Source organism: Microbacterium aurantiacum (assembly GCF_031625015.1).
Taxonomy (GTDB): Bacteria; Actinomycetota; Actinomycetes; order Actinomycetales; family Microbacteriaceae; genus Microbacterium; species Microbacterium aurantiacum.
This window is the reverse complement of record NZ_JAHWXH010000001.1, coordinates 1,775,217-1,787,132: the sequence shown is the minus strand read 5'-3', so window position 1 is coordinate 1,787,132 and position 11,916 is coordinate 1,775,217. Positions and strand designations below refer to the sequence as shown.

Here is an 11,916-nt window from a genome sequence, read left to right as displayed (position 1 = left end):
GTCGGGAACCGCTCCCACTTTGCGCCCGCCTTCGCTATGCTGTCCCGGAACGGACGCACAGTGGCGTCGGAAAGGACGGACTCGACGGTGAGCGGTATCTCGGAAGTCGCACGGCGCGCGGGTGTGTCGAAATCGACCGCCAGCCGCGCGCTCGGCAGCACCGGTTACGTCTCCGACGACACCCGGGAGCGCGTCGCGCGCGCCGCCGCCGAGCTCGGCTACGTTCCGTCCACCAGCGCCGTCAGTCTCGCCACCGGGCGCACCAAGAACATCGGCGTGGTGATGCCGTACCTGAACCGCTGGTTCTTCGCCGAGGTCCTGGAGGGCATCCAGGAGGCCCTGCTCGAGCACGGGCTCGACCTCACGCTGTACGACGCCAGTCCGGGCAGCGAGGGCCGGGCGCGGATCTTCGACGACTACCTCGCCCGGAAGCGGTTCGACGGACTCATCGCCGTCGGACTCGAGCCCGACCACCGCGAACTGGAGCGGCTCGTCGCCATCGGGCGCCCCATCGTCAGCGTCGTCGGCTCCGGTGAGACCACGACCCTCGTCGCCATCGACGAGGAGGATGCCGCGCGTCGGGCCACCGAGCACCTGCTCGCTCTCGGACACGAGCGGATCGCCTTCCTCGGCGGGCGCCCCGATCAGCACTGGGCCCAGGTGGACCGTCGCCGACTCGGCGGGTACACCTCGGCCATGGAGGACGCGGGCCTCGGTGCCGGCATCCGCCACATCCACTCCGACGTGACGCTCCCCGGCGGGTACGCCGCAGCCGTGAACGTCCTGGGCGATCTCCGCGAGCGCCCGACGGCCATCGTGGCCACGTGCGACGAGGTCGCCATCGGCGCCATCATCGCCGCACGACGCCTGGGCGTGCAGGTCCCCAGCGCCCTCTCTGTCATCGGCATCGACGACCACGAGTACGCCGAGATGTTCTCCCTCACCACCCTGAAGCAGGATCCGCGCGCGCAGGGACGCGCCGCCGTCGATCTGGTCCTCGCCCACCTGCAGGACCCCCACCGGCCGCACTCGATCCTGCGGCAGCGGGCGACGATGGTCGTGCGCAGCTCGACGGCGCCCCTCGCCCCCGACCGTTCCGCGGCCGTCACCGACGCCCGGGCATGACAGAAGCCCCGGATGCCTGAGCATCCGGGGCTTCCGTCAGTGAATGTTCGGCGCATCAACGCTGCTGCGCAGCATTGATCCGCCTCGGCTCACTTGAGGGTGACGGTCGCGCCGGCCTCTTCGAGGGAAGCCTTGGCCTTCTCGGCGGCCTCCTTGGTGGCGCCTTCGAGGACAGCCTTGGGGGCGCCGTCGACGACGGCCTTGGCCTCGCCGAGGCCGAGCGAGGTGAGCTCGCGGACGACCTTGATGACCTGGATCTTCTTGTCTCCGGCGGCCTCGAGGACGACGTCGAAGGAATCCTTCTCCTCGACCTCTTCGACGGGCGCGCCCGCGCCGGCGCCGGCGGCGGCAACCGCGACGGGGGCGGCGGCGGTGACGTCGAAGGTCTCCTCGAACGCCTTGACGAACTCGCTGAGCTCGATGAGCGTGAGCTCCTTGAACGCGTCGAGCAGCTCCTCAGTGCTGAGCTTTGCCATGATGATTCTCCTTGTTGGGTGGGTTTGTCAGCCGGGCCTGTCTCAGGCCGCGGACTCCTGCTTCTCGCGCAGTGCGTCGACCGTGCGAACGGCCTTCGACGGCAGTGCGTTGAAGACGTAGGCCGCCTTGGTCAGCGAGGCCTTCATCGCACCGGCGAGCTTCGCCAGCAGGACGTCACGGGTCTCGAGATCGGCGAGCTTGTTGACCTCTTCAGCGGTCAGGGGGTTTCCGTCGAAGAAGCCGCCCTTGATGACCAGAAGAGGGTGTGCCTTGGCGAAGGCGCGCAGACCCTTCGCGACGGCGACCGGGTCACCGTGCACGAACGCGACGGCCGACGGACCCTTGAGGTCGTCGTCCAGCGACGTGATCCCCGCGTTGTTCGCGGCGATCTTGGTCAGCGTGTTCTTCACCACGGCGTATTCCGCGTCCTGACGAATGCTGTTGCGGAGCTCTTTGAGCTCGGCAACCGTCAAGCCGCGGTACTCGGTCAGCAGAACAGCAGTCGAGCCCTCGAAGTTCTTCGTGAGCTCGGCGACCGATGCTTCCTTCTGCGCCATGGCCACTCCTTGTGTATGCGAGACACTTCGCGATGGCGAAGCGCCGGCCGACGGCATCCGGTGTTTCCCAGCAAGGAAAACGAAAAAGCTCCGGCGCAAGCGCACGGAGCTGAAGGACGGAAGTCCGGTTCGTGACACCTGCGCGGGCCCCTGTTTCCAGAGCTTCGATCGCCTCACGCTTTCACGCACGACGATGACCGGCGGTCTTCGGTTGGACACAGCCTACGACAGCGCGGGAAGTCCGCCAAATCGTGCGTGACCGGCACATGGTTAGGCTAACCTAACAAGGACGCCCGCGCGTCGCGCCCCCTCCCCTGACGAAGGACGATCCGCCATGCCCTCTCGCCGCTCCCGCCTGCTGCCCCTCGCCCTGCTCGGCGTCGCCGCACTGACCCTCACCGCCTGCGCCGGCGCGGACGCCCCGGCCGAGACGGCGGACGAGACCGCCGAGGGTCCGCGCACCCTGACGGTCTACTCGGGCCGCGATGCCGAACTCGTCGACCCCCTCATCGAGATGTTCGAGGAGCAGTCCGGCATCACCGTCGAGGTCCGCTACGCCGGGACCACCGAGCTCGCCGCACAGCTGCTCGAAGAGGGCGAGCGCACGCCCGCACAGGTCTTCCTCTCCCAGGATGCCGGAGCCCTCGGCGCCGTCGCGGAGGCCGGGATGTTCACGACCCTGCCGGACGAGATCACCGAGCTCGTGCCCGCCGAGTACACCTCCACCGACGACTCCTGGGTGGGCCTGACCGGCCGGGCCCGCGTCATCGCCTACGACAGCGAGAAGTACACCGCCGACGAGGTCCCCGGCGACGTCCTCGAGCTGACAGAGCCGGAATGGGCGGGGAAAGTCGGGATCGTTCCGAGCAACGCCTCCTTCCAGGCGTTCGTGACGGCCCTCCGCGTCAGCGAGGGCGACGAGGTCGCCGAGGCGTGGCTGGAGGGTCTCGTGGCGAACGACTCCCCGGTCTACGCGCGCAACGGCGAGCTGCTCGAAGCGGTCAACGCCGGCGCCGTCGACCTCGGCCTCATCAACCACTACTACTGGGCCCGCTCCGAGCAGGACCCCACGACGCTGCGCGCGCAGCTGAAGTTCGGCGACCCCGACTCGATCTCCGCCCTCGTCAACGTCACGGGAGCCGGGATCCTCACCGGCGCCGCCGACTCCCCCGAAGCGGCCGAGTTCGTCGAGTTCCTCGTCTCCGAGGACGCCCAGACCTACTTCCTCGAGGAGACGTTCGAGTACCCGCTCGTGGGCGACCTCCCCGGCCCCGAGGGCGTGCCGGCCCGCGACGAGCTGGGCGGCCCCGACATCGACCTCTCCGACCTGTCCTCGCTGGAGGAGACCGTGGCGATGATCACCGCGGCGGGACTGCTCTGACCACCGCCCTCTCGTCCCCGCGACGCTCCGTCGAGCGCGGGAGCGCGCCCTCTCGGCGCGCTCCCGCGCTGCTGGTGCTCGCGGCGGCCCTGGTCGCCGCAGCCGCGGCCGCGCCGCTGGTCCAGCTGCTGACACGGGTGGCCGGCGGCGGCACCGAGGCCGCGGCATCCGCGCTGCTGCGTCCGCGGACCGCGGGCCTCCTCGTCGACACGCTCGCCTTGACGGCGACGGTCAGCGCCCTCGCGCTGGCGCTCGGCATCGCCCTCGCGACCGCTGCCGTCCGGGTGCGCCTTCCCGGCCGCCGGCTGTGGTGGATCGCCCTGTGCCTTCCGCTCGCGGTGCCGAGCTACGTCGGCGCCTTCGCGTGGACGGCGACCTGGCCGACGGTCGACGGTTTCTGGCCGCTGGTGATCGTGCTGACCCTGTGCACCGTGCCGTACGTGACGCTGCCGGCGATGGCGGCCCTGTCCACCCTCGACGACGGGCTGGTCGACGTCGCCCGCACCCTCGGCCGCGGGCGGGTGCGGGTCTACGTCACAGTGGTGCTCCCCCACGTCCTCCCGGCCGCGGCCGCCGGCGCCCTCCTGGTGGCGCTGTACGCACTGTCGGATTTCGGCGCACCCGCGATCCTCCGCGTCGAGACGCTCACGACGGGCGTCTACGCGCAGTTCAGCAGTGGATTCGACCGGACGCTGGCCGCCACCACGGCCCTGCTGCTCGCCGCCGTGGCCGTCGTGTGCGTCGCCGGCGAACGGCTCATCCGCCCGCGGACCGTGCGCACCCGGACCACCGCATCCGCCCGCCCCGCGGTGGAACTCGGCCGCGCGGGCACCGCCGCGACCATGACGGCCCTCGCCGTCGTCACCGCGGCGAGCGTGCTCTTCCCGGTCGTCGCGCTCGGCATCCGGATGCTCCGCAGCGACCGCTACGCCTCCACGCCGGTCGACCTCGCGGGGGCCCTGGGGACGACCGTCGGCATCTCGGCGCTCGCAGCGACCGTGGCGGTCGCCGTCGCCCTGCCGGTCAGCATCCTCGCCGCGCGCTACCGTGGCCCGCTCGTGACGGGCCTGGAGTCGGTGTCCTACCTCGGCCACGCCCTCCCCGGCGTGGTGGTCGCCCTGGCGCTGGTGACGCTCTCCCTGCAGTTCTTCCCCGGCGCCTACCAGAGCGCCCTCGTACTCCTCGCCGCCTACGGCATCCTGTTCCTGCCGAAGTCGATCGGCGCCTCCCGCGCAGCGATCGCGCAGGTCCCGGAAGAGCTCGAGGAGACCTCACGCACCCTCGGCCGCGGTCCGGTGCGCACGTGGCTGCGCGTCACGCTCCCCGGCGCGCTGCCCGGCATCCTCGCGGGATGGGTGCTCGTGGCCACCGCCGTCGCCAAGGAGCTGCCCGCCACTCTCATGCTCCGCCCCATCGGGTTCGACACGCTCGCCACCGAGCTGTGGAGCAAGACCTCGCTCGGCGCGTACGGCGCGGCAGCCCCCATCGGGGTGCTCCTGATCCTCGCCGGCATCGCACCCGCCCTCCTCCTCGCGCGCGGACTGGAGCGGCGCCGGACGACGTCCGGGAGAATGGCACCGTGACCACCCGAGTCGAGAAGGCCCGCGCCGCGTACGCGGATCACGACGTCCTGCACGACGTCGACCTCGAGATCGGCGCCGGTGAGCGCGTCAGCGTCCTCGGCCCGTCCGGGAGCGGGAAGTCCACGCTCCTGCGTGTGATCGCCGGCCTCCACCCCCTCCGCTCGGGACGCGTCGTGATCGACGGCGAGGACGTCACACGCCGCGCCCCCGAGTCGCGCGGCATCGGCCTCGTCCCGCAGGAGGGGGCGCTGTTCCCGCACCTCGACGTCGCCGCGAACATCGGCTACGGCATCCGTGGGCTCCGCCTGCACAGCGCGCACCGCGACGCCCGCGTCCGGGACCTCGCGGACGTCGTCGGCCTCGGCGACCTCGTCCGGCGTCGACCGCACGAGCTCTCCGGGGGACAGCGCCAGCGCGTGGCCGTCGCCCGCGCCCTCGCACACGAACCGCGCCTGGTGCTCATGGACGAGCCCTTCAGCGCCCTCGACGCCGGTCTTCGGCAGCAGGTCCGCGACGACGTGGCCCAGATCCTGCGCGACCGCGGGGTGGGGGTGGCACTGATCACCCACGACCAGGAGGAGGCCCTCTCCCTCGGCGACCGGGTCGCCGTGCTCCGGGCGGGCCGGATCGTGCAGGTGGGCACGCCGCGGGACGTCTACACGGCACCGGCGGATGCCTGGACCGCCCGCTTCCTCGGCGAAGCCCTCATCCTCCCAGCCCACGCCCACGGCGACCGCGCGACGTGCGGACTCGGGGACATCGCCCTGTCGGCACCCGCCCGGGGCGCCGTGTCCATCGTCCTACGCCCCGAGCAGATCCGACTGCACGCCGCCGACGGCCACGCCGGCTCGGGCGAGGTGACCCGCATCCGCTACTTCGGCCACGACGCACTGGTCGACCTGCGACTGGATGCCGGCACGGATCTCACCGTCCGCGTGGGTCCCGACATCGATGTCGCGCCGGGCGAGCGGGCCGCCGTCTCGGTGCGGGGAGCTGCGGCCCCCCTCCCACCCGAGTGAGCAGCACAGCCGGTCGGATCGGGTGTCGCGTGCGGTCCGTGCGCGGGGTCCGGGTTAGCCTCGAACGGTGACTCCGGAACTCGCCGCCCGTATCGTCGCGGACTCCCGCGATCGGGTCGCGTGGGTGCGCGCGCGCTCGCGCGGGATCACCGCGACGGATGTCGCCGCCCTCACCTCCGAGCGGTCGATCGCGCGCGCCGCCGACGCCAAGCTCCTCGGCTCCGGCTTCTCGGGCAACGCCTATACCGCGCACGGCCGGGCGCGCGAGCCCGAGATCGCCGCGTGGGTGGCGGCGACGCACGGCATCCAGCCCTCCTCGGCGCTGTTCCACGCCGTCGTCGAGAAGCGTCACCTCGCCACGCCGGACGGCGTCGGGCTCGACGCCCGCGGACGCGTGGTCCTCGCCGAGATCAAGACGACCAACAAGTCCTGGCGGTCCATCCCCCGGACGTACCTCCGCCAGGTGTGGTGGCAGCAGCACGTGCTCGGCGCCGAGCGGACGCTCGTCGCGTGGGAGCAGCACGACGGGTTCGTCCCCATCGACGACGAACCCCGATGCGCATGGGTCGACCGCGACGACGCGGAGATCGCCGGGCTCGTGCGCCTGGCCACCGCCCTCATCGACGAGCTCTACCACCGGACGACGCACGGCCGGAGCGCCGTCGCGGCGAACGCCGCCGTCGCGGAGCGCCGACGCGTCGCGCGCGAGCCGTACCGCGCCCTCGCCCTCGCCGACTGACCCACCCGGGAATAGTTGACGTGCATCAAGCATTTCCTTATTGTTGACTCAGATCAACAGTTGACCCAGATCAACGAAGGATGCCGTGACCACCTCTCCCGCCCCCACCACCTCGTCCGTCCTCCGGCCGCTGTCCGGCCTTCTGCTGGGCATGTTCGTGTCGATGCTCGCCTCGACGGTGGTCTCCACCTCGCTCCCGGTGATCCTCCACGATCTGGACGGCGATCAGTCGGCCTTCACCTGGGTGGTCACCGCGACGCTCCTGACCACGGCGATCTCGACGCCGATCTGGGGAAAGCTCGCCGACCTGTTCCCTCGGAAGCTCCTCATCCAGATCGCCATCGTGATCTTCGTCCTCGCCACGGCCGCGGCGGGCTTCTCGCAGACCCCGGAGATGCTCATCGCGTTCCGCGCCGTGCAGGGGATCGGCGCGGGCGGCCTCGCCGCCCTCAGCCAGGTGATCATGGCCGACATCATCAGCCCGCGCGAGCGCGGGCGCTACATGGGGCTCTTCGGCGCCGTGATGGCCGTCGCCACCGTCGGCGGCCCCCTCCTCGGCGGCGTCATCACGGACACGCTCGGGTGGCGGTGGAACTTCTTCGTGGCCCTCCCCTTCGCCCTGGCGGCCCTCGTCATCCAGCAGCGCACCCTCCACCTTCCGAGTCAGCCCGCCCGGCGCGTCCGCATCGACTACCTCGGCATCGTCCTGCTCTCCACGGCCGTCTCCCTCCTTCTCGTGTGGATCACCGGCGCCGGCTCCACGTTCGACTGGTGGAGCATCGAGACGCTGCTGATGGCGGGAGGCGCCGTCGTGGCCGGCATCCTCTTCGTCCTGGTCGAACTGCGGGCCCGCGAGCCGCTCGTCCCGCTGGACCTCTTCCGCGACCGCACCTTCACCCTCGCGACCGTCGCCTCGATCTCGACCGGCATCGCGATGTTCGGCACCTCGGTGTTCCTCAGCCAGTACATGCAGATGGCGCGCGGGGCCACCCCCACGGAGGCGGGACTCATGACCATCCCCATGATCGCCGGACTCCTGGTCGCCTCGGTCGTCGTCGGCGCGCTCATCAGCCGGTTCGGGCAGTGGAAGCCGTACCTGGTCGCCGGCTCGCTCCTCCTCACGGTCGGGAGCTTCGCCCTGTCGACCATCGAGTACGACACGAACTTCGCCCTCGTGTCGCTGTACATGGTGCTGCTCGGCGCCGGCGTCGGCATGACGATGCAGAACCTCGTCCTCATCGTCCAGAACACCGCCGACCCGCGGCGCATGGGGGTCGCCAGCTCCGGCGTCACCTTCTTCCGGAGCCTCGGCGGGACCGTCGGGGTCTCCGTGATGGGCGCCGCGCTCGCGAGCTCGGCGACGGGCCTGCTCGCCGACCGCCGGTCGGACCTCGCGAGCGCGATCGAAGGGCTCGGCGCGCGCGGCGCGGAGGTGGCGGCGCAGCTGCATTCCGGCACCATCCCCCAGGTCTCCGCGCTCCCCGAGAGCGTCCGCGTGATCATCGAAGACGTCTACGCCCAGGCGATCTCGCACTCGTTCCTGCTGGCCGTCCCGGTCGCGGTCCTAGCCGTCTTCGCGATCGCGTTCCTGCCGAACGTGCCGCTGAACCGCATGACCACCCGTGAGCGGGCGCACGCGCTCGAAGCGGACCTGGCCACGGTCAGCGTCGACACGGGCGTCGTCCCCGCGGCACCGCGCGCGGGCGGACGGACCGCCGAGTAGGGTCGAACGCGATGAGCGACCACGACACCGCCGCCGACCGGGCCGACGCCGTCCGGGCGCTCGAGGCGGAGTTCGGCGAGCTGATCGGGCGCTTCCGTCGGATCATCGCGGAGAACGCCGACCGGGTCTCGCCGGGACTTCTCCCGGGACCGTACAAGGTCTTCACCACGATCGTGCGTCGAGGCCCGCTGACGCTCTCCGCGCTGGCGGAGATCCTTCTGGCGGACAAGGGGCAGATCAGTCGCACCGTGCGGGAGCTCGAATCCCTCGCGCTGATCCAGCGGACGCCCGATCCGAACGACGGCCGGTCGCACCTCCTCTCCCCGACCCCTGAAGGACTCGAACGCCTCGCCGCCGCGCGGGCGCCGCAGGAAGGTCTCCTGGTCGACGCGCTGGCGGAATGGTCGGTCGACGACATCCGTTCGCTCGCCCGCTTGCTGCACGCCCTGACCACCGGCAACACGCCGGGCGCAGACCCTTCTCCACGCGGTAGCACCGACGTAACACGGGCGAGACAATCGGACGGTTGACTGGGTCCTCCACACACCCCTCGACACGCGTGCTGCCGACGACGACAGACACCGGAAGGAGCGACCGATGAGATTCCGGCCGCTGCGCTCAGGCTCCACCCCGATCGCACACCCCGCCCCTTCGTCCGAGCCGTCGGCCGAGGTCCCCTCGAGCATGCGCGCGACGGCCATGACGGCCGCGGGAGAACCGTCCACCCTCCGCACCGTCGACATGCCCACACCGAGCCCGGTCCTCAGCGAGGTGCTCGTCCGCGTGGTCGCGGCCGGCGTGAACCCCATCGACGCGAAGACCCGGCGCGGCGCGGGGGTGTCGGGGGCGATCGACGAGTTCCCGAGCGTCCTCGGCTTCGACTTCAGCGGCATCGTCGTCCGCGCCCCATATGAGGCCCACCCCTTTCCTCCGGGGACGCCCGTCTACGGAATGGCGTCCTTCCCCCGCACGGGCGGCTCCTACGCCGAGTACGTCGTCGCCCCCACCCTCTCGGTCGCGCGCAAGCCCGCATCACTGTCGCACGTCGAGGCGGCGGGCGTGCCGCTGGCGGCCCTCACGGCGTGGGGGCTGGTCGTGGAGACCGCGCATGCGCACGAAGGCCAGCGGATCCTCGTCCACGCGGGGAGCGGCGGGGTGGGTCACTTCGCCGTCCAGCTGGCGGCGTACTTCGGCGCCCACGTGACGGCGACCAGCTCGGGACGCAACGCCGCGTGGCTGCGCGAACTCGGCGCGGCCACGGTCGTGGACTACACCACGACGCGCTTCGAAGAGGTCGTCGCCGAGGTGGATGTCGTCATCGACCTCATCGGGAACGTGCACGACGACACGGGCACGCGTTCGCTCTCGGTCCTGCGACCCGGCGGTCTCTACGTCCTCGTGCCGACGGGGTCCTGGCCCGGATTCGCGGAGGCCGCGGCATCCGCGGGCGTGCGCTCGACGTCCTACAAGGTCATCCCCGACGGCGGCGCACTCGCGACGATCGGACGCCTGCTCGACTCCGGCTCGATCCAGGTCTACATCGACCAGGTCATCGAACTCGACGACGCCGCCCGCGCGCACGCCCTGATCGAGGAGGGCCACACCCGCGGCAAAGTGGTGCTGCGCGTCAGCGACGACTGACCACATCCGGTGACGGTCGATCCAGCGCCCGACGCGCCTCGCCGATGATCTCCTCCGCCACCGCGTCGAGCAGCGGCGAACGAAGGTTCCACTGCTGCCAGTACAGCGGCACCTCGACATCCTCGCCGCCGAGCGCGACCAGGTCGCCCCGAGCGAGGGCGTCGTCGGCCTGGAAGGTCGGGAGGAGAGCCCACCCGAGCCCGAGCAGGACCGCGGTGGCGAAGTCGTGCGACGCGGGCACGAGGTGGCGCGGTGGCACCGTGACCACGCCGCGGGAGCGCAGCCACGTCCGCTGCAGTTCATCGCGCCGATCGAAGTCCACGGCCGGTGCGCTCTCGAGGGCCCCGGCATCCGCTCCGTCCGGCATCCATCGCGCCGCGTAGGACGGTGCCGCGACGGCCCGGTAGCGCATGGAACCGAGCGCGGTGACCCGGCACCCGGCGACCGGGCGCCGCTGAGAGGTCACCGCGCCCAGGACCGCACCGGTCTCCAGCAGACCCGCCGTGAAGTCCTGGTCGTCCCGATGGACCTCGAACACCACGCCGTGTCGTTCGGTCAGCCGTGCGAGGGGCGGCAGGAACCACGTCGCCAGCGAGTCGGCATTGACGGCGAGGGCCACGGATGCCGTCTCGCCGGCGCCGATGCCGAGCGCCGCACGCGCGTCGGTCTCGAGCTGTACGGCCTGTCGCGCCAGGCGCACGATCGCCTCGCCTGCCGCGGTCGCCCGCACGGGCTTGGACCGGACGAGGAGGACCTGCCCCACGAGGTCTTCGAGCGTGCGCACGCGCTGGCTGACGGCGGACGGGGTGATGTGCAGTCGCGCGGCGGCGGCGTCGAAGGTCCCCTCCGCAACCACGAGCGCCACGGTCTCGGCGAGATCGAAGGGGATTCGCATAAGCAGAGCTTACGCAGATGCAGTTTCCTGAACTGGGCTTATCTCGACGCCATGTCTAACGTGAGAGGGTGCTTCCCGTCCTCCTCGCCGGTTTCGGCCTCGGCCTCTCCCTCATCATCGCCATCGGCGCGCAGAACCTCTTCGTGCTGCGGCAGGGGCTCCGTCGCGAACACGTGCTCGCGGTGGCGACCGTGTGCGCCGTGTCGGATGCGACGCTCATCGCCCTCGGCGTGTCCGGCGCGGGCCTCGCGCTGACCGCTCTCCCGGGGTTGATCGACGTGGTCCGGTGGGCGGGGGCGGCATTCCTCACCGTCTACGGCATCCTCGCGCTCCGACGGGCGTGGCGCCCGGCCGCGGTGCTGCGCGTCGAGGAAGACGCTCCGCACGACCGCGGAGGGACGGCATCCGTCGCCGTCGGGGTCTCCGCGCGGGCGCGCCTCGCGCCTGTGCTCGGCACCTGCCTCGCCCTGACGTGGCTGAATCCCCACGTGTACCTCGACACCGTCTTCCTGCTGGGCTCGGTCGCCGCCACCCACGGCGAGTCTCGGTGGACGTTCGCCGCCGGCGCGATGGCGGCGAGCGTGGTGTGGTTCTTCGCCCTGGGCTTCGGCGCACGCTACCTCGGGCGGTGGCTCGCGACGCCGCGGGCCTGGCGGATCCTCGATCTCGCCATCGGTGTGGTCATGATCGCCCTCGCGGTCAGCCTGGTGCTGCCGCTCGCGTGAGCGTCGGCCCCCAGGACGGACGACGAGGGCCCCACCCTTTCGGATGAGGCC

General features: G+C 71.5%; 12 protein-coding genes. 9 read left to right on the top strand and 3 right to left on the bottom strand.

The window, feature by feature from the left end:
- Positions 1 to 87: 87 nt before the first annotated feature.
- Positions 88 to 1,125 carry a LacI family DNA-binding transcriptional regulator gene (locus KZC50_RS08335; RefSeq protein WP_310891332.1) on the top strand — a complete coding sequence of 346 codons (1,038 nt, stop codon included), beginning with the start codon at positions 88 to 90 and terminating at the stop codon, positions 1,123 to 1,125.
- A gap of 89 nt (positions 1,126 to 1,214) precedes the next feature.
- Here the strand turns inward: KZC50_RS08335 and rplL are convergent, their stop codons facing one another.
- Both rplL and rplJ read right to left on the bottom strand, forming a co-directional pair.
- Positions 1,215 to 1,601, bottom strand: coding sequence for a 50S ribosomal protein L7/L12 (rplL, locus tag KZC50_RS08330; protein WP_301133330.1), 387 nt, complete (start codon positions 1,599 to 1,601; stop codon positions 1,215 to 1,217).
- A 42-nt stretch (positions 1,602 to 1,643) separates the two neighbouring features.
- Positions 1,644 to 2,159 carry a 50S ribosomal protein L10 gene (gene rplJ, locus KZC50_RS08325; protein WP_301133329.1) on the bottom strand — a complete coding sequence of 172 codons (516 nt, stop codon included), beginning with the start codon at positions 2,157 to 2,159 and terminating at the stop codon, positions 1,644 to 1,646.
- Between the two features lie 334 nt (positions 2,160 to 2,493).
- Here rplJ and KZC50_RS08320 point away from each other — a divergent pair, with 334 nt between their 5' ends.
- The 7 genes from KZC50_RS08320 (at position 2,494) to KZC50_RS08290 (ending at position 10,245) form a co-directional block, all read left to right on the top strand.
- Positions 2,494 to 3,540 carry an iron ABC transporter substrate-binding protein gene (locus tag KZC50_RS08320; protein WP_310891331.1) on the top strand — a complete coding sequence of 349 codons (1,047 nt, stop codon included), beginning with the start codon at positions 2,494 to 2,496 and terminating at the stop codon, positions 3,538 to 3,540.
- Positions 3,541 to 3,614: 74 nt separating this feature from the next.
- The gene (locus tag KZC50_RS08315; RefSeq protein WP_310891330.1) at positions 3,615 to 5,123 is read left to right on the top strand and encodes an ABC transporter permease; all 1,509 of its coding nucleotides are present in this window, start codon (positions 3,615 to 3,617) and stop codon (positions 5,121 to 5,123) included.
- Positions 5,120 to 6,142: an ABC transporter ATP-binding protein gene (locus tag KZC50_RS08310; RefSeq protein ID WP_310891329.1), complete on the top strand. Its 1,023-nt coding sequence runs from the start codon at positions 5,120 to 5,122 to the stop codon at positions 6,140 to 6,142. Before KZC50_RS08315 ends, KZC50_RS08310 begins: the two co-directional genes overlap by 4 nt.
- Before the next feature lie 67 nt (positions 6,143 to 6,209).
- Positions 6,210 to 6,881 (top strand): YqaJ viral recombinase family protein, encoded by a 672-nt coding sequence (locus tag KZC50_RS08305; RefSeq protein ID WP_310891328.1) that lies wholly within the window; start codon positions 6,210 to 6,212, stop codon positions 6,879 to 6,881.
- Between the two features lie 151 nt (positions 6,882 to 7,032).
- On the top strand, positions 7,033 to 8,604 hold the full coding sequence (locus KZC50_RS08300) for an MDR family MFS transporter (RefSeq protein ID WP_310891551.1): 1,572 nt from the start codon (positions 7,033 to 7,035) through the stop codon (positions 8,602 to 8,604).
- Positions 8,605 to 8,615: 11 nt separating this feature from the next.
- Positions 8,616 to 9,134, top strand: a complete 519-nt coding sequence (locus tag KZC50_RS08295) for a MarR family winged helix-turn-helix transcriptional regulator (RefSeq protein ID WP_310891327.1) — start codon at positions 8,616 to 8,618, stop codon at positions 9,132 to 9,134.
- 67 nt (positions 9,135 to 9,201) lie between these two features.
- Positions 9,202 to 10,245, top strand: a complete 1,044-nt coding sequence (locus KZC50_RS08290; protein ID WP_375294574.1) for an NADP-dependent oxidoreductase — start codon at positions 9,202 to 9,204, stop codon at positions 10,243 to 10,245.
- On the opposite strand, the gene KZC50_RS08285 is transcribed toward KZC50_RS08290, so the two are convergent.
- Positions 10,232 to 11,140 carry a LysR family transcriptional regulator ArgP gene (locus KZC50_RS08285; RefSeq protein ID WP_310891326.1) on the bottom strand — a complete coding sequence of 303 codons (909 nt, stop codon included), beginning with the start codon at positions 11,138 to 11,140 and terminating at the stop codon, positions 10,232 to 10,234. The genes KZC50_RS08290 and KZC50_RS08285 overlap by 14 nt on opposite strands.
- Before the next feature lie 68 nt (positions 11,141 to 11,208).
- Between KZC50_RS08285 and KZC50_RS08280 the strand changes: the two genes are divergently transcribed.
- Complete coding sequence (locus tag KZC50_RS08280) at positions 11,209 to 11,865, top strand: LysE/ArgO family amino acid transporter (RefSeq protein WP_310891325.1); 657 nt, start codon at positions 11,209 to 11,211, stop codon at positions 11,863 to 11,865.
- Positions 11,866 to 11,916: the final 51 nt, after the last annotated feature.